At 61.9% G+C, this 18,155-nt stretch carries 14 protein-coding genes and 1 pseudogene; 11 read left to right on the top strand and 4 right to left on the bottom strand.

Annotated features, from left to right (window positions below):
* Positions 1-527 precede the first annotated feature (527 nt).
* The 5 genes from carA to J9889_RS15570 all read left to right on the top strand — a co-directional run bounded on the left by carA (position 528) and on the right by J9889_RS15570 (position 9,525).
* Entirely contained in the window at positions 528-1,664 is a 1,137-nt protein-coding gene (gene carA, locus J9889_RS15590) for a glutamine-hydrolyzing carbamoyl-phosphate synthase small subunit (protein WP_045524279.1), read from the top strand.
* Between the two features lie 16 nt (positions 1,665-1,680).
* A complete protein-coding gene (carB, locus tag J9889_RS15585; protein WP_182936117.1) occupies positions 1,681-4,905 on the top strand; it encodes a carbamoyl-phosphate synthase large subunit in 3,225 nt (1,074 codons plus the stop codon).
* A gap of 502 nt (positions 4,906-5,407) precedes the next feature.
* Positions 5,408-7,066 carry a 2-isopropylmalate synthase gene (gene leuA / locus J9889_RS15580; protein ID WP_201890805.1) on the top strand — a complete coding sequence of 553 codons (1,659 nt, stop codon included), beginning with the start codon at positions 5,408-5,410 and terminating at the stop codon, positions 7,064-7,066.
* A gap of 244 nt (positions 7,067-7,310) precedes the next feature.
* Positions 7,311-8,216 (top strand): GGDEF domain-containing protein, encoded by a 906-nt coding sequence (locus tag J9889_RS15575; protein ID WP_050485241.1) that lies wholly within the window; start codon positions 7,311-7,313, stop codon positions 8,214-8,216.
* Positions 8,217-8,361: 145 nt separating this feature from the next.
* Positions 8,362-9,525, top strand: a complete 1,164-nt coding sequence (locus J9889_RS15570; protein WP_164884689.1) for a DUF1615 domain-containing protein — start codon at positions 8,362-8,364, stop codon at positions 9,523-9,525.
* A 69-nt stretch (positions 9,526-9,594) separates the two neighbouring features.
* On the opposite strand, the gene J9889_RS15565 is transcribed toward J9889_RS15570, so the two are convergent.
* The 3 genes and pseudogenes from J9889_RS15565 to J9889_RS15555 all read right to left on the bottom strand — a co-directional run bounded on the left by J9889_RS15565 (position 9,595) and on the right by J9889_RS15555 (position 12,290).
* On the bottom strand, positions 9,595-10,446 hold the full coding sequence (locus J9889_RS15565) for an NERD domain-containing protein (RefSeq protein WP_210557284.1): 852 nt from the start codon (positions 10,444-10,446) through the stop codon (positions 9,595-9,597).
* 49 nt (positions 10,447-10,495) lie between these two features.
* Positions 10,496-11,104 (bottom strand): annotated as a pseudogene (locus J9889_RS15560) (phospholipase D-like domain-containing protein); the annotation flags it as partial.
* 217 nt (positions 11,105-11,321) lie between these two features.
* Complete coding sequence (locus J9889_RS15555) at positions 11,322-12,290, bottom strand: autotransporter domain-containing protein (RefSeq protein WP_119197580.1); 969 nt, start codon at positions 12,288-12,290, stop codon at positions 11,322-11,324.
* A gap of 290 nt (positions 12,291-12,580) precedes the next feature.
* On the opposite strand from J9889_RS15555, the gene J9889_RS15550 reads away from it, so the two are divergent.
* From J9889_RS15550 to J9889_RS15530, 5 genes are all read left to right on the top strand, one after another.
* Complete coding sequence (locus J9889_RS15550) at positions 12,581-13,231, top strand: DedA family protein (protein WP_039040377.1); 651 nt, start codon at positions 12,581-12,583, stop codon at positions 13,229-13,231.
* A 245-nt stretch (positions 13,232-13,476) separates the two neighbouring features.
* Positions 13,477-14,772, top strand: coding sequence for a DEAD/DEAH box helicase (locus J9889_RS15545; protein WP_010675179.1), 1,296 nt, complete (start codon positions 13,477-13,479; stop codon positions 14,770-14,772).
* Between the two features lie 115 nt (positions 14,773-14,887).
* Positions 14,888-15,523 carry a DUF2913 family protein gene (locus J9889_RS15540; protein WP_210557283.1) on the top strand — a complete coding sequence of 212 codons (636 nt, stop codon included), beginning with the start codon at positions 14,888-14,890 and terminating at the stop codon, positions 15,521-15,523.
* A 254-nt stretch (positions 15,524-15,777) separates the two neighbouring features.
* Positions 15,778-16,806 (top strand): M35 family metallo-endopeptidase, encoded by a 1,029-nt coding sequence (locus tag J9889_RS15535; RefSeq protein WP_210557281.1) that lies wholly within the window; start codon positions 15,778-15,780, stop codon positions 16,804-16,806.
* A 44-nt stretch (positions 16,807-16,850) separates the two neighbouring features.
* Complete coding sequence (locus J9889_RS15530; protein WP_029314737.1) at positions 16,851-17,282, top strand: hypothetical protein; 432 nt, start codon at positions 16,851-16,853, stop codon at positions 17,280-17,282.
* Here the strand turns inward: J9889_RS15530 and J9889_RS15525 are convergent.
* Positions 17,279-17,473 (bottom strand): hypothetical protein, encoded by a 195-nt coding sequence (locus J9889_RS15525; protein WP_210557325.1) that lies wholly within the window; start codon positions 17,471-17,473, stop codon positions 17,279-17,281. The two genes, J9889_RS15530 and J9889_RS15525, sit on opposite strands and share 4 nt — an antisense overlap.
* 61 nt (positions 17,474-17,534) lie before the next feature.
* Here J9889_RS15525 and J9889_RS15520 point away from each other — a divergent pair, with 61 nt between their 5' ends.
* Positions 17,535-18,113: an O-methyltransferase gene (locus J9889_RS15520; protein ID WP_210557279.1), complete on the top strand. Its 579-nt coding sequence runs from the start codon at positions 17,535-17,537 to the stop codon at positions 18,111-18,113.
* Positions 18,114-18,155 lie beyond the last annotated feature (42 nt).

Genomic DNA, 18,155 nt, shown 5'->3' with positions numbered 1-18,155 from the left:
CTTACAAGCCTGCCACCCTCTTGCGACAAAAATGTCATCAAGGGGTAACGGGTTTGGGTCTCAATATTCCCCTGCGGGGGGCATTTCGCCTTGATGTGAAATAGACTAAAAATGCAATCCAAGAAAAACGTTTTCTATTCTTGGCGTTCACTTTTCTGGCTTCAAATGGTATTTTTGCTGTTGTGTTGTTTATTTTTTAATTTTCTATCTTGCTGTTTATTAAGTGGTAAATTTGGTTTTTTGTACGTTGCATGGCATCGGGAGCCGCTTTGTTGTCTGTGTTTGGCTTTTCTTTTTGAAGAGGGGGTTGCAAAGCGAGTGAGTGCATAGATAATGGGTAATGTTGCTTTTTTATTGAATTTAGATGCATTTCAAACGAGAAAAGACGTTGAAATGAGATCGTTTTTAAGTAGAATGCGCCCAATTTGCCAGAAATCTGCCGGGTTCGAGTCCTGTCAAAGACCGGAACCGAGCCCGCAACACCCAGGTAAATTGCTGAATTTAAAGCTAAATAACTGGAGGTTGTCTTGAATCACACTGCATTGCTAGTGCTGGAAGATGGAACTGTGTTCAAAGGCGTGTCGATAGGCGCCGAGGGATGTTCCGTTGGTGAAGTGGTTTTCAACACGTCGATGACGGGTTATCAGGAAATCCTCACAGATCCCTCCTATTCCCGTCAGATCGTTACCCTCACTTACCCCCATATAGGCAACACCGGCACCAACAGCGAAGATGAAGAGTCCAGTCAGGTCCATGCTCAGGGCCTCATCATCCGGGACCTTCCGATACTGGCCTCCAACTTCCGCAATCAGCAATCCCTCTCCGATTACCTCAAGTCCCACAACATCGTTGGCATCGCCGACATCGACACCCGCAAGCTGACCCGCATCCTGCGTGAAAAAGGCGCCCAGGCTGGTTGCATCCTGGCCGGCAAGCAGCTCGATGAAGCCCATGCCCTCGAACAGGCCCGCGCCTTCCCCGGTTTGAAGGGGATGGACCTGGCCAAGGAAGTGACCGTGAGCGAATCCTACAGCTGGACTGAAGGCAGCTGGCAGCTCGGCAAGGGTCACGTCATCCCGGCGGCCGATGAGCTGAAATACCACGTGGTGGCCTACGACTTCGGCGTGAAGCGCAACATCCTGCGCATGCTGGTGGACCGTGGCTGCCGCCTGACCGTGGTGCCGGCCAAGACCCCGGCCGCCGAGGTACTGGCGATGAACCCGGATGGCATCTTCCTCTCCAACGGCCCCGGCGACCCCGAGCCGTGCGACTACGCCATCGAAGCTATCAAGGCTTTCCTTGATACCAGCACCCCGGTGTTCGGTATCTGCCTGGGCCACCAGTTGCTGGGCCTGGCCTCCGGCGCCAAGACCATCAAGATGAAGTTCGGCCACCACGGTGCCAACCACCCGGTGAAGAGTCTGGACGACAACACCGTGATGATCACCGCCCAGAACCACGGCTTTGCGGTGGACGAGCAGACCCTGCCCGAGTGCCTGCGTGCCACCCACGTCTCCCTGTTCGATGGGTCGCTCCAGGGCATCCATCGCACCGACCGTCCGGCCTTCAGCTTCCAGGGTCACCCCGAAGCGAGCCCGGGCCCGCACGATTGTGCCGGTCTGTTCGACCACTTTATTGAATTGATCAAGCAGTATCGCGCCTAAGAGGATAAAGAGAGCCATGCCAAAACGTAACGACCTACAGAGCATCCTGATCCTCGGCGCCGGCCCCATCGTCATCGGTCAGGCCTGCGAATTCGACTACTCCGGCGCCCAGGCGTGCAAGGCCCTGAAAGAAGAGGGCTACCGCGTCATCCTGGTGAACTCCAACCCGGCCACCATCATGACCGACCCGGAGATGGCCGACGCCACCTACATCGAGCCCATCACCTGGGAAGTGGTGCGCGAGATCATCAAGAAAGAGCGCCCGGACGCCATCCTGCCCACCATGGGTGGTCAGACTGCGCTGAACTGCGCCCTAGCGCTGGAGCAGCATGGCGTGCTCAAGGAGTTCGGTGTCGAGATGATCGGCGCCACCGCCGACGCCATCGACAAGGCCGAGGATCGCTCCCGCTTTGACAAGGCCATGCGCAGCATCGGTCTCGAGTGCCCCCGTGCCGGCATCGCCCACAACATGGAAGAGGCCTGGGGCGTGCAGCAGATGGTAGGCTTCCCCTGCATCATCCGTCCTTCCTTTACCATGGGTGGCTCGGGCGGCGGCATCGCCTACAACACCGAAGAGTTCGTGGAGATCTGCGAACGCGGTCTGGATCTCTCCCCGACCAAGGAGCTGCTCATCGACGAGTCGCTCATCGGCTGGAAAGAGTACGAGATGGAAGTGGTGCGGGATCGCAACGACAACTGCATCATCGTCTGCGCCATCGAAAACTTCGACCCCATGGGCATCCACACCGGTGACTCCATCACGGTCGCGCCAGCCCAGACGCTGACCGACAAGGAGTACCAGATCATGCGCAACGCCTCCATGGCGGTGCTGCGCGAGATCGGTGTCGAGACCGGCGGCTCCAACGTCCAGTTCGGCATCAACCCCAAAGACGGCCGCATGGTCATCATCGAGATGAACCCGCGGGTGTCGCGCTCCTCTGCGCTGGCCTCCAAGGCGACCGGCTTCCCCATCGCCAAGATCGCCGCCAAGCTCGCCATCGGTTACACCCTGGACGAGCTGATGAACGACATCACCGGCGGTCGCACCCCGGCCTCCTTCGAGCCGGCCATCGACTACGTGGTGACCAAGGTGCCGCGCTTCAACTTCGAGAAGTTCGCCGGCGCCAACGACCGTCTGACCACTCAGATGAAGTCCGTGGGTGAAGTGATGGCCATCGGCCGCAACTTCCAGGAGTCCCTGCACAAGGCCCTGCGTGGTCTCGAGACCGGCAAGACCGGCTTCGACCCCATGGTTGACCTGAACGCCCCCGACTCCCTGACCCGCATCCGTCACGAGCTGCAGGATGCCGGTGCCGAGCGCATCTTCTACATCGCCGACGCCTTCCGCGCCGGCCTCTCCATGGATGGCGTGTTCAAGCTGACCAAGATTGACCCCTGGTTCCTGGTGCAGATTGAAGAGCTGGTGAAACTGGAAGAGCAGGTGAAAGAGCGCGGCATGGCCGGTCTTGACGCCGACTTCCTGCGCGCCCTCAAGCGCAAAGGCTTTGCCGACGCCCGTCTGGCCAAGATCCTAGGCGTGGCCGAAGGTGAAGTGCGTAAATTGCGTGCCCGCCACAACATCTTCCCGGTCTACAAGCGGGTCGATACCTGCGCGGCCGAGTTCGCCACCAACACCGCCTACATGTACTCCAGCTACGACGAAGAGTGCGAGGCCAACCCCACCAACCGCGACAAGATCATGGTCATCGGTGGCGGCCCGAACCGTATCGGTCAGGGCATCGAGTTCGACTATTGCTGCGTACACGCGGCCCTGGCCCTGCGCGAAGACGGTTACGAGACCATCATGGTCAACTGCAACCCGGAAACCGTCTCCACCGACTACGACACTTCCGACCGTCTCTACTTCGAGCCGGTGACCCTGGAAGACGTGCTGGAAATCGTGCGGGTCGAGCAGCCCAAGGGCGTCATCGTCCAGTACGGCGGCCAGACTCCGCTGAAACTGGCGCGGGCATTGGAAGCGAACGGCGTGCCGGTCATCGGGACCAGCCCGGATGCCATCGACCGCGCGGAAGACCGCGAGCGCTTCCAGTCCGCCGTCGAGCGCCTGGGGCTCAAGCAGCCGGAAAACGGCACCGTCACCGCCCTGGAGCAGGCCGTGCAACTGGCCACGCGCATCACCTACCCGCTGGTGGTTCGCCCCTCCTACGTGCTGGGTGGCCGCGCCATGGAAATCGTCTATGACGAGCAGGACCTGCGCCGCTACTTCGCCGAGGCAGTGAGCGTCTCCAACGAGTCGCCTGTGCTGCTGGACCGCTTCCTGGACGACGCCACCGAGGTGGACGTGGACGCCATCTGCGACGGCGTTGACGTGGTTATCGGCGGCATCATGGAGCACATCGAACAGGCCGGTATCCACTCCGGTGACTCCGCCTGCTCCCTGCCGCCCTACACCCTGTCCAAGTCCATCCAGGACGAGATGCGCGAGCAGGTACGCAAGCTGGCGCTGGAACTCGGCGTGGTCGGTCTGATGAACGTGCAGTTCGCGGTGAAAGACAACGAGATCTACCTCATCGAGGTGAACCCCCGTGCCGCCCGTACCGTGCCGTTTGTCTCCAAGGCCACCGGTGCCCCGCTGGCCAAGATTGCCGCCCGCGTCATGGCCGGTCAGAGCCTGAAAGAACAGGGCTTTACCACCGAGATCATCCCGCCCTACTACTCGGTGAAGGAAGTGGTACTGCCGTTCGCCAAGTTCCCGGGTGTGGACCCGCTGCTGGGGCCGGAAATGCGCTCCACCGGTGAAGTCATGGGAGTGGGCAGCAGCTTCGCCGAGGCCTATGCCAAGGCGCAGCTGGGTGCCGGTCACCAGGTACCGAGCGAAGGTCGCGCCCTCTTGTCCGTTCGCCACGGCGACAAGGAACGGGTGGTCAACCTGGCCGCCAAGCTGCTGGAGCTGGGTTATGACCTCGACGCCACCCACGGCACCGCCGTGACCTTGGGCGAGGCGAGCATCAACCCGCGTCTGGTCAACAAGGTGCACGAGGGTCGCCCGCACATTCTGGATCGCATCAAGAATGGCGAGTACACCTATATCGTCAACACCGCCGAGGGTCGTCAGGCCATCGAGGACTCCAAGCAGCTGCGCCGTGGCGCCCTGCAGCACAAGGTGGCCTACACCACCACGCTGCACGCGGCCTTCGCCACCTGCATGGCCATCAGCGTGGATGCCACCGCCAATGTGAACTCAGTGCAGGAGCTGCATGAGAAGGTGAACAACCGCTAAGAGCTCCGGCAGCACGCTGCCCGCTCGATGCACGCAAACCCCGCCAGCGATGGCGGGGTTTTTTATTGCCTGCGCCCTGCCACTTCCGGGGAAACGCCTTCAAGGAAGATGGGTGAAATGGCGAATAAATCATCATGGGTGGTGATACTCACCCCATGAATGGACTTTCACTGCATCAATATTGCTGAATTGGCATGATGGGGTGCAATCTTCGCAATCTCTCGCCCCCACGACCTCCCTATACTGGGTGCTCATACAAACAAGGTCGTCTGCGCCGACACACCGAAAGGTGGCGTGCGAGAGATCAGCGCCCGCAGCCCGATCCGGCTGCCGTGGCCGGCCCCGGTGACCGACGGGGGCCGCAGGAAAACCGGTCGCGGGGTTACCGCCGCGCGACTCGTCAGGGACGGTGTTACCGCACCAACCCGCTTCCTCTCCTTGCCCCACCCGCCTGTCGGCCCGGTCGTCCGGTGCCTCGCCCATCCGTCAAGGGAATCTGAATATGAGCTTCGATCATCGCAAATACCGCCGTGCCCCCGTGATCAACCTGGCGGATCGCCAGTGGCCCAACCGGGTACTGGAGCGGGCACCGCTCTGGTGCGCCGTGGACCTGCGCGATGGCAACCAGGCGCTGGTCGAGCCCATGACGGTGGCCCAGAAGCTGCAAATGTGGGCGCTGATGACCCACATCGGCTTCAAGCACATCGAGGTGGGTTTCCCGGCGGCCTCCCAGCCCGACTTCGATTTTGTGCGCGAACTCATCGAGCGCAACCTCATCCCCGATGACGTCACCATCCAGGTGCTGGTGCAGGCCCGGGAAGATCTCATTGCCCGCACCTTCGAGGCCCTCAAGGGGGCGAAGCGGGCCATCGTTCACGTCTACAACTCGGTCAACCCGACCCAGCGCAACTATGTGTTCAACTCAGGCAAGGACGGGGTCAAGGCCATCGCCGTGCAGGGGGCGCGCTGGGTGCGGGAGTATGCGGCCCGCAATCCGGGCACCGAGTGGAGTTTCCAGTATTCCCCGGAGAGTTTCAGCAGCACCGAGGTGGAGTTCGCCGTCGAGGTGTGTGACGCCGTCATCGACGAGTGGCGCGCCGCTGCCCGCCCGATGATCCTGAACCTCCCCGCCACGGTGGAGGTGAGCACCCCCAATGTGTTTGCGGATCAGGTGGAGTGGTTCTGCCGACACCTCAAGGCGCGACCCGAGGTGAGCATCTCCATCCACACCCACAACGACAGAGGCTGCGGGGTGGCCGCCGCCGAGCTGGCAGTGCTGGCGGGGGCGGATCGCATCGAGGGCACCCTGCTCGGCAACGGGGAGCGCACCGGCAACATGGACATCGTCACCATGGCCATGAACCTCTACAGCCAGGGGATTGACCCCGAGCTGGACCTGTCCGACATGGATGCCATCGTCGCCACCGTGGGGGCCTGCACCCAGATTGCCCTGCACCCTCGCCACCCCTATGCCGGCGAGCTGGTCTACACGGCGTTTTCCGGCAGCCACCAGGACGCCATCCGCAAGTCTCTCGCGGCAGAAAAACCGGATCACTACTGGGATGTGGCTTACCTGCCCATCGATCCTGCCGATCTCGGTCGCAGCTACGAGGCGGTGATCCGCATCAACAGCCAGTCCGGCAAGGGAGGGGTGACCTATCTGCTGGAGCGTGACCTCGGTCTGCAACTGCCGCGCTGGCTGCAAATCGACTTCAGCCGCCGGGTGCAGGCCGAGGCTGAGGCGAGCAGCAGCGAAATCAGCCCGGAGCAGATCCGCACCCTGTTCGAGCAGCACTATCTCGAGCCTGCCCACGGCTATCACATCGGGCGCTTCCAGCTCGGTCATGACAGTCAGGAGAGCCTGCGCCTGGAGTTGCAGACCCCCCACGGCACCCTGCAACTGTGCGGTGAAGGGGAGGGAGCCATCACAGCCCTGGTCAACGGCTGGCAGCGTCAGACCGGCATGCACATCGATGTGCTGGATTACTCCGAGCATGCGCTCACCGCCGGCACCGAATCCCGCGCCGCCGCCTATGTGCTGCTGAGCGTCGAGGGCACCCGGATGTGTGGCGTCGCCGTCGGTCGCGACGTGGTCAACGCCTCCCTGCAGGCGGTGATCAACGGCGCCGCTCAGCATCAGGCCCTGCGCCAGAGCGCCTGAGGCGGCACTGCCCGCCTGCCGTGAGGGCGAGCAGGGAAGGGCCGCCCACTCCGATGTCACGGCAGATCGCGCCGTCCCTGTTGCAACAATCCCCTGACCCATATGGTGAGGGGATTGTTTTTTATGGAAAAATCGGCCCACAATATCAGTGATTTGCCACCTGGAATGCCGTCGGGGTTCGCTGGCGATGGCAGCCAATGGCTGCCATTCGGGATAGAAGACATGCGCGCTTGGAGCCCAAAACATGATGAAGACTCCCCTCAGGTTATCCGTTCACCCCGCCCGGTTCTTCTCGCTTCCTCCCTGCCGTCGTCTCGCGCTGGTGAGCCTGCCCTGTCTGCTGCTGCTGACGGGGATCCTGGCCGGGGCCAGTTTTGATCCCCTGGCGGAGCACAACCTCTATACCGTCGGGGCTCTGGCCGAAGCGCTCAACGTGTTGACCCTGCTGTTCATGTTCTGGGTGGTGCAGTGTGCCCAGATCACCTTGAAAACCTATCTCTCCCTCACCGGCGGGCTGACCCTCTGGCTCGTCTCCGGCGTCATCGATCTGATGGATGAGGCCTATTTCCAGCCCTGGTGGCTCTCCACGGTGGAAGATAGCCTGCGCACGATCGGCATGCTGGCCTCGGCCTGGGGTGTGCTGCTGATGGTGCAGCAGATGTATGGCACCCAGATGCGGCTCTCCTCCCTCGCCATGTCAGACGAGCTGACCGGGCTCTCCAATCGCCGGGCGTTTCGCGCCGTGCTGGAGGCGCACGGAGAGGAGGGGACGCCGCTCCTGCTGCTGGATCTCGATCACTTCAAGCTGATCAACGATCGCTATGGCCACGCCATCGGCGACAATGTACTGCGTGAATTCAGCACCCTGCTGCGCCAGCTCTGCCCATTGGATGGGGTGGTGGCACGCCTTGGGGGAGAGGAGTTTGCCATCTGGCTGCCCGGCATGACGGGCGACAAGGCCCGTGCGCTGGCGGAGCAGATAAGGTGCGCGACCGAAGAGCTGGTCTCAGGTGACGGGGTAAGATTCACCGTGAGCCTTGCCCTGGGTATCAGCCAGAGCGGGGAGGGGGTGGATGCTCTGCTCCAGCGCACCGATCTCGCCCTCTATCAGGCCAAGCACCTGGGACGCAACCGGGTGGAGCTGGCGTGATGACGCCAGGGAATGCCGCAGCCAGCGGGCCAGCAGGTTCATCCGCCTTCATCTTGTCAGACTTGTTCCCTACAATGTCCGCCTCCATGCATTCGAGCCCTCTCATTCGCGATGAGGGGCAGGTCCCGCTCTTCAGGAAGCCTTCATGATCCCCTCTCACTCCTTGTTTGATGCCCATTGGCGCTGGCTGTCACTGCTTTCCCTTGCCCTGCTGTCGGGTTGTGCCAGCGAGCCTCCCGCCCCGACCAGCCCGGCGACGCCGGCGGGGCGCCCCATTCCCAAGGCGATGCAGCCGCAAAAACCGGCCGACATGAAGAGCCGCATCGTGCGCTTCCTGCCGCGCAACGTGGTGGACAAGCCGGGCTGGGCCAATGACGTGGTGACGGCGCTCACCACCCAGGGGCTGACGGTGAGCGATCACAACGTCTGCAGCGTGCTGGCGGTGGCGGAGCAGGAGGCGACCTATCAGGCGGACCCCGTGGTGCCCAACCTCAACAAGATTGCCTGGAAGGAGATCAATGCCCGGGCCGGCAAGCTGCTCATCCCCGAGTTCATGGTGCGCACGGCCCTCTCCATCCAATCCCCCACCGGCAAGAGCTATGCCGAGCGCATCGACAAACTTCGCACCGAGCGGGAGATGAGCGAGATCTTCGAAGACATGATAGGCAGCGTCCCCATGGGCAAGCAGCTCTTTGGCAATCTCAACCCGGTACGCACCGGCGGCCCCATGCAGGTGAGCGTCGCCTTTGCTGAGGCCAACGCCCGTGGGTACCCCTATCCCGTGAAGGAGTCCATTCGCCACGAGGTGTTCACTCGTCGCGGCGGCATCTGGTTTGGCACCAAACACATCTTCGGCTATCCCGCCGACTACCCGGATACCCTCTATCGCTTCGCCGACTTCAATGCGGGCTGGTACGCGAGCCGCAATGCGGCCTTCCAGGCGGCGGTAAGCCGGGTGAGTGGCAAGCCCCTGGCCCTGGACGGGGATCTCATCCGTTACGACTCGGATTTGCCCGGCAAGACCGAGCTCGCAGTGCACAGCATCGCCAGCCGCGTCAACATGAGCAAACAGGCTATTCACCAGAGCCTGAAGCTGGGGGACAGCAGCGACTTTGCCAAAAGCGATCTCTACCACAGGGTCTTCGCCTTGGCCGACAAACAGGCCGGGACACGGCAACCCCGCGCCATCTTGCCCGGTATCCAGCTAAAGAGCCCCAAGATCACCCGCAACCTCACCACAGCCTGGTTTGCCAAGCGGGTGGATGAGCGCGAGCAGCGCTGTGTGCAGAAGATGGCAACGATCCGCTGATTTGCAGAAATAATAAAGGCGGCCAATTGGCCGCCTTTGTTTTATGCCTCCGTCGTTCAGCCTTCCCATCTACTTCATCAGCGCTCTGGTCCCTCTGCATGTGGGGAATTCACGGCATCCCCAGAACGGTTTTCCCTTGTTGTCACCTCGACCGGCAGTGCGCAGCACCATGGGGTTGCCACACCTTGGGCACATGGGGCTCTGGAGGTTCGCCGGATAAATGGCCGTTGGCGGTGCTGGGTGGTGAGCGCTCGGCACGCTGGCTGGCACAGGCTTGGTGGGGGCTTTCCCGTGGCGGGCCTTGAGCTGTGCCACATGCTGTCTGTGAGTCTGCCAGTTGGCGGCAAGTCGCCCTTGTTGAATGGTGTCGACAACGCGAGCGACCTCGTTCTCGGCCAATACCGGCGTGGTTATACCCTTGACGTAGCGAATGAGCCCGCGGTTCATCACGTTGTCCGGCATAGGGGTCTTGAAGGTGCAGTCGCCGATAAAGAAGATGACGGAGTGAAGCTGGTTGTCTGAGAGCCCCAGCAGGGATTTGAGGGTCATCATGTGCAGGTGGTTCTGATGCAGCGGGTTCTGGAAGCTGTGCTTGCGGCGATAGATCTGCTGGGTCCAGCTTTTCTGGGTCGGGTTGCCGAATATCCAACCCTTCATGTTCTTGGTCTCAATCACGAATAGCCCGAAGCGGGAGACGATCACGTGATCGATCTGGGTGCTGCCCTGGGGGGGGGGCAGGGTCACGTCCTTGAGCAGGCGATATTCCCGCTTGTCGAGAAATAGCCGAATACAGAGATTGATAAACCACTCCCCGACCATCCCTTTGAACCAGGCCGTTTTGAGCAGGGTGGCAATCAACAGCAGTGGCAGGAAAAACCAGAGCTGAGTCAGCAGCGGCGCTATGGCAGCAGTGATATCCATGTGATTTAGCCTTCACAGATCCCGGCCAGGGATGGGTCTCGATGGGGATGATGCTGCGACACTTGGGGTATTCGGGGCAGCCCCAGAAGCTGTTGCCCTTGGTATCTCCCCGTTTGCTGGTCCTCAGTACCATGGTTGTGCCGCATTTTGGACAAACCGGTGCTGTACCTGCATGGGCGGCCACGTTGTCCTGCGGGTCACTGTCGCTTGCGACGCGCTCCAACGTGATGCGCACCTCCTCGCTCACCCGAATAATGCGCTGGGCTTCATCGTAGGCATCGCGGTACAGCTCACTGTCATCCGCCCGTCGGATCAACACCCCCATCTCGTTGTTGTTCACCTGGCTGAATTCGTAGAGGTTCAGGCTGGTGACAATGCACATCTCCTCATTGAGGTAGCACTTGGCATGGAGATTTTTGCAAAAGCTGGTGCGGATATAGGTGAGCTCCTTGAGCCAGCTGATCTCTTCCGGTTGGAGTTCGCTCTTGCCATAGACGATCCGCACATCGATCTTGAGCCGGTTCTTGTCGGTCAGCAGCTCCTTGATCCTGTCATTGAGTTTGAGAAAGGGGCTGATCAGGATTAACCGCTCCTTGGCATCTTTTATCAGCTCTTCGAGGAAATAGTTGGTTGCGCTGGTATTCAGAAATTTGGCCATAACAAGCTCCCTGTCCCTGGAAATGTCATGTGTTCTCTGCTCAACAGTAGGCAGTCAGCCTGACCACAATCCCCGGCGTGGTTCTGCTTTACGTCTTCACCCACCGTCCGTATCCCCATGCTAGGAGATACAGGTGGGACCTCATAGCGGCAATGGAGTCAAATGTGCGTTCAGTCAGAGATTTGGTGATGGGGACGGTTCATGTCGCCTTGCTGCGCTAAAAACTCATCGCCAGTCCGATGGAGTAGCCGCTGGTACTGTTGCTGAACATATAGCGGGCCACCAGCCGGGTGCGGGTGATGAAGATGTCGTACTTGCTGCTGTCGAGTTCGAGGCCAAGTCCCAGGGAGTTGAGGCTGTTGAAACCGAGCAGCCCCCGTTGCTGCCCCAGGTATTCGGTTCTGGCCCCTTCCAGCACGTAGCGAAGGGGCCTGTCCAGCAGGGTCCAGTCCCAGAGGGGAGCACGACGGCGCAGGTAAAGCCCGAGGTTTTCCGCATCGGCCTGACCGCTGACGCTCTCGGCGGTGCCGGTGAAGCTTTGCAGATGCTGGTAGGAGTAGCGCAGCTCGGCATCGATGTCCTGGGCGGCGGAGAAGAGCTCATAGTCCAGCATCAATGAGCCGCCGAGGCCATAGACATTGAGGGTGCCGCCGTCGAGGAAGTCCAGACTCTTGCCGCTCCTGTGCTCGAGCAGGGCGGCCCCGATGCGAAGGTCGCTGGCCACCGTGCCCAGGGTGACATTGGCGATGGGCCGCAGCACCAGATTGCCACCAAAGCGATCCCGGTGGACGCCGACATCCCAGCCGATGCCGCCGGTGGCGCTCAGGCTGTTCCATTTGGTGGGAATGGTGCGGGTCTCGTTGCCATCGGTGAACACGAACTGGGGATCGTAGCGGCTGTAGCCCAGGGTGCCCTCCAGATAGAGGGGAACATCCTCGCTCAGGGTAGCGCCACCCCCGAGCTGGGTGATGGTGAGGGCAGAGGTGTCGTTGGTGCCGCTGCCGATATTCAGGTTGCTGGCGGTGATATCCGGCACCACGGCGTAGCTCATGAGGGAGACGACGGCGTTGGCGCGCTGTTGCACCAGGCTCTCGTCGCTGGCACGGGCCTTTGTCACAAGACCGGCAGAGACGCCGGCAATAACCGCCAGCAAGGAAAGTGTGTGAGAAGAGAGCTGTCTTGCCATACCTGGCTCCATGAGTACCCCGTCCATCGGGGCATGTTCACACTGTAACGGGTTTCATCTGGCTTGGCAGCCTGGCAAGGGCTGGCCCGTCCTGTTTTGGGCGTGCGCATTGGGCCGCGAGAAGGGTGAACCGCTGGGCAGAAATCACAGACATTAATTTATTGTTCAGTTCCCCGGGTGTACAAGAGGCCTCCAATACGAACATTGGGGTGGTAGCTGGGATGGATTACCAGACGGGGCCTTCGGGTCATCATGACGAATGCGCATTACGTTGATGGGAGTCACACCAGATGCAGGACATGCTGCTTGCCATATGGCATCAGGATTTTGATCAGCTTATACAAATGCAGGCAATCGGTCTGCTCGTCACCTGTCTGGTGGTGATCCTCTTCCTTGAATCGAGCTTCGTCTTTCTGCCCCTGCCCGGTGACAGCCTGGTGCTGCTGGCGGGCGGTCTGGTGGGCATGGGGGTGCTGGGGCCCGAGGTGACCTTGCTCTATCTGCCGCTCGCAGCCGGGATAGGGAGCGTGCTCGCCTACTGGCAGGGGCAGGCACTGCATGGCACCCGTTTCATGGGCCATGTGGAGCGAATGATCCCGGAAGGGAGCCTGCCCAGGGCCTCCCGACTGCTGGATCGTTACGGCTTCTGGGCCATGTTCGTCTCCCGTTTCATCCCCTTCGTGAGAGTGTTGACTCCCATGTTGATGGGAGTCTCCCGCCTGCACCTGCTGCGGGTGGCCGTGGCGAGTTTTGCCAGCGCCTTCCTCTGGTCCCTGGTGCTGAGCATGGCCGGCAAGATGGTGATGGCGACCCCGGTCTTTGCCCATCATCAGGAGCTGCTGACCAAGTGCCTGCTTGTCACCTCTTTCGGGCTGTTCGTCATCGCGGTGGCGGCCATCGGCATGCGGCTGCTCAAGCGTCCGAGCAAGCGGGTGCGCTGATCTCACTGCCCGGGCTGCGCCTGCTGCCGCGTCTGGCGGGCGCAGCCCCCGGAAAAATACAGGCCATTTGAGGCGGCATTCCTGTCGCCTATCTGTTACACTTCGCGCCCGCCATTTTCCGGCTCATCTTCTGATCTGATGTCAGACCCAGCCGTCCTTGGCTCCACGCCTCGCCGATGCCAGGCCACACGCCGGCCCAGGCCACCCACGCCAACTACAGCTCCGCTGGAACACAGGAACCCAACATGAGATTTGAATCGTTCGATTTTGCCCCCGAGATTTTGCGCGCCATCTCAGATTGCGGTTATCAGGAGATGACCCCTGTGCAGAGCCAGGCCATCCCGGCCATTCGCCGTGGTCGCGATGTGCTGGCCAGTGCCCAGACCGGCACCGGCAAGACAGCCGCCTTTGCGTTGCCCATCCTGCAACGCCTGGTAGACAACCCGGCGCCGGTGCAGCCTTCCAATGCCCGCGTGCTGATCCTGACCCCGACCCGCGAGCTGGCAGCCCAGGTGGCGAGCAATATCAACGATTTCGCCAAGTATCTTGATATCACTACCCTCACCATCGTGGGTGGCGGCAAACAGGATGTGCAGGCCAAGAAGCTCAAAGCGGGCGCACACATCATAGTGGCCACCCCTGGCCGTCTGCTCGAGCACCTCACCGCCTGCAACCTGAGCCTCTCCGGGGTCGAGACTCTGGTGCTGGACGAGGCGGATCGCATCCTCGACATGGGCTTTAGCGCCGATGTGCAGCAGATCCTGCAGGCGGTCAACAAGACCCGCCAGAACCTGCTCTTCTCCGCCACCTTCTCCGAGGCGGTGAAAAAGCTGGCCAACCTCATGCTGGATAAACCCCAGGTGGTGGCCGTCGACAAGCAGAACTCTACTGCCGACACCGTGAGCCACACCGTCTATCCGGTGGAACAGAAGCGCAAGCGCGAGCTGCTCTCCGAGCTTATCGGCAAGCAGAACTGGCAGCAGGTGCTGGTGTTTGCCAGCACCCGCGAGAGCTGCGATGAACTGGTGGAGGAGCTCAACCTCGACGGCATCAAGTCTGCCGTGGTGCACGGTGACAAGGCCCAGGGGAGCCGTCGCCGCGCCTTGCGTGAATTCACCGAAGGCAAGCTGCGGGTGCTGGTGGCCACCGAGGTGGCCGCCCGCGGCCTGGACATTCCGAGCCTGGAATACGTGGTCAACTATGATCTGCCGTTCCTCGCGGAAGATTACGTGCACCGTATCGGCCGAACCGGTCGCGCTGGCAAGAGCGGCATGGCCATCTCCTTCGTCAGTCGCGAGGAGGAGCGCACCCTGCTGGAGATCGAGGCCCTCATCGGCCAGAAGATCCGCCGCATCATGGTGCCGGGTTACGAGGTGAGCAGCCGTGACGACCTCATCAAGCAGTTGCAGGAGCGCCGCCGCTTCGGCAAGCGCCCGCAGCGTGAAGACAATGCCGCCGCCCAGGCCATGGCCGAGGCGAAACTGCAAGGCCAGCGTCTCAAGCGTCTGGCGGCGGCCAAGAAGCCCCGTCAGCCGAAATAAGGCAACGTCGCACCCTCCTGGTCGGGGAGGGGCGTTTACTCTCCAAAGGCGCCACTGGCGCCTTTGTGCTGTCGATGACGCGGCCCCTTGGCCGCCCCGTTTCAGAGGATCCGAGATGACCCTTCCTGCTTACAATCAGGCCCTGCTCGAGATGGCCCGCCAGAGCCTGGCGGAGCTGGAGCGCACCGCCGCCCAGAAGACGGGCAAACGCACCCCCGCCCAGGAGAGCCACTTTCTCTGTACCTGGATGGCGGATTCTCTCAAGGAGAAACGCTTCTCCCGGCTGGTGATGGAGGATCTCAAGGCCTGGGTGCAACTGGGGCGGACGCTGGGGGCGGGGGCCGATCTCAAGGGGCTGCTTGAGCGGGTGCAGCGCCAGTATGAGCGTGCCATGCATGAGCCAGTACAGCTGGGGGCGCGCCTGGCCGATCTGCTTTTGGCGCTGGAGGGGGCGGGCTGGCTGGTGTTCACCGACAGCGAACTGAACACCCGGCAGCGGCTGCTGAGCCAGGGGCAATCCAGCCTGATCATCTCGGCCAGCGAGTATCAGGGCCATATCGAGGGAGGTGAGCTGGTCAAGCCCCTCACCCTCTATGTGCGCGGGGACGAGCAGGTACTGGCCGAGGCGGCATTTGCCCGGGGCCTGCTGCTGAGCCAGGGCAACAAGAAAACCACCCTGGTCAAGCACCACAAGGCCTATCGGCTGATGCCGGGCAACGTGCAGCCGGCCCTGGCGCTGCTGGCCTCCTGATCCCGCCTTCTCATCCCGTCACCCGGCCCTGCGCCGGGTTTTTTTATGGCAAATACGCCCCACGGGGTTGCCTGCACGCCCGGGGCCGGGCGGGCAATCTTTGTCGCAGCCAAGGGGCTCCCCCTCTGATGGGGGGCGTCCCCCATATGGAGGGATGGTGGGGTGGTGCTTCTGCTCTAGGGTGGATGGGCCCCAAAGAGGGCCTTAAAGGAAGCAGACCGCCTGACAAGGCGACACTCAATGAATGAGGAAACATGATGAAAGCGACTCCAATTGCTCTGTTGCTGGCCGGCGTGCTGGCGTCCCCGCTCTGCGCCGCCGGACTCGATGCCCGGCTCACCCTGGCGGAGGGCAGCACAGACGATGTGCGCGTCAACCTGACCCTGACCAACACCGGGGAGAAGCCGGTTCGTCTGCTCAAATGGCAACTGCCTGGCAGCGAGGATGCTCCCCTGTTCCAGGTGGAGCGTGACGGCCAGCCGGTGGATTACGAAGGGGCCCTGATCAAGCGGGCCGCACCGAGTGACAAGGACTACCAACTGCTCAAGGCAGGCCAGAGCCTGACAGTGCAGGCGGAGGTCTCCGGTCTCTACGACATGAGTGCCCAGGGCCAGTACAGCATCCGTTACCTGCTGCCGACCGGGAAAGCGGCCAAGGCCAAACAGGCCCAGGCGAGCGAGTCCAATGCCGTGACCCTCTGGGTGGACGGGGTGAGCGACGATCGGGTGCTGGCCAAGGCGGCGGTGGCCGAGCCCCAGGCGGTGAGCGCCTCGGTCAGCTTCAGCGGCCGTTGCACCAACACCCAGAAGAGCGACATCCTGGCGGCGCTCGATGCCGCGAGTGGCATCGCCAACAACTCCAGCAGCTACCTCGCGGTGGACAAGCCGAATGGGCAGCGCTACCGCAGCTGGTTTGGCGCCTATGACGCCACCCGCTGGAACCAGGCCGAGACCAACTTCAGCAAGATCAAGGATGCCATCGACAACAAGCCGCTCACCTTCGACTGCGGTTGCAAGCAGAGTTACTTTGCCTATGTCTATCCGGACCAGCCCTACAAGGTCTATCTGTGCAAGAGCTTCTGGACTGCGCCGGTCACCGGGACCGATTCCCGCGCCGGCACCATTGTCCACGAGCTGAGCCACTTCAACGTGGTGGCGGGCACCGACGATCTGGGATACGGTCAGGCCAATGCGCGCAATCTGGCGAGCACGGATCCCCAGAAGGCCCTGAACAATGCCGACAACCACGAATATTTCGCCGAGAATACTCCGAGCGAAAATTGAGTTGCAAACAGGGGCCGGATGGCCCCTTTTTTGACGGAGGCACCATGATGACACTCTTGCTCACCACCCTGGCACTGGCGCCCTTGCAGTGCGAGCTGTCGGTCAGCGCTGAGAGCGGGGTGAACGAACCCCTGCCCCTGGTGATGACCCTGACCAACCGGGGGGAGACGCCCCTCGAGGTATTGACCTGGTTCACCCCCTTCGAGGGGTGGTTTGCCGATGCCATCGACCTGACCCGCGATGGGCAGCCGCTGGACTATCGAGGGCCGCTTGCCAAGCGAGGTACCCCCGGGGACGGCGACTTCCTGCACCTGGGGGCGGGGGAGCAGAGCCAGGCCGATGCGGACCTGGCGCAGGCCTACGATCTGTCCCAACCGGGCCGCTACCGGCTCAGCTATCGTGCCCAGCCCCTGACGCTGACCAAGGGCGTGGCGCCCAGCTGCCCCGCCGTCGACTTTACCCGGGTGGCCCCCTAGGCGATCTGCGGCTTGCCCTTGGTATCCAGCAGCCCGACGGCGCGGGGGGCCCCCGCCAGACCGCGTGACGATTGGCTTTCCCGCCAGCAGCATTGCACCAGCGTGATCACATGGTCATCCAGGGTATCGTCTTTATCCGGGTGGCACAGGGGATGGGCCACCGAGTGGGTCGATAGCAAAATGATGAACATGAGGGGCGGTCCAGCCATGCCATGCACCGGGCCGACTCGTTTACACCGTCAAGGAGGAGACATGGCACTGGAACAACTGAAACGGGAGCTGGAGCACTTTGGCGAGCAGAATGACGGCGCGCAACACTCCCGTGGCAGCAAGATGCTCAACATTACCCGCGACACCGGCGAACTGCTGGCGGTGCTGGTGCAGACGAGGGGGGCGCAGGCTGTGCTGGAGATCGGTACCTCCAACGGTTACTCCACCCTCTGGCTGGCTGAGGCAGTGAAACGGCTGGGGGGCCGGGTCACCACCATCGAGCTGGACGAGGGCAAACGGACCATGGCGGCGACCAACTTTGAGCGGGCCGGGCTTACTCCCTGGATTGAGCAGTTGGCGGGGGAGGCCGGCAGCCTGTTGCCCTGCCTGCCGACGGCGGGCTATCAGCTCATCTTCCTCGACTCCGAGCGCCGCCACTACCAGGCCTGGTGGCCCGAGATCCAGCGCCTGCTTGCCCCTCGTGGCCTGCTGGTGGTGGACAATGCCATCTCCCATGAAGACGAGATGAGGGAGTGGATGGCACAGGTGCGGCGTGACCCCGATTTCCTGACTTCCCTGGTGCCGGTGGGCAAGGGGGAGTTTCTGGTGGTGCGGTGCTAGAGCGCAGCACCAAAGCCAGGCATAAAAAAACAGCCCCGCACG

This window comes from Aeromonas sp. PrichA-15 (assembly GCF_017939245.1).
Classification (GTDB): Bacteria; Pseudomonadota; Gammaproteobacteria; order Enterobacterales; family Aeromonadaceae; genus Aeromonas; species Aeromonas caviae.
Note: the sequence above shows the minus strand (reverse complement) of the source record. Positions and strands in the feature narration are given on the sequence as shown.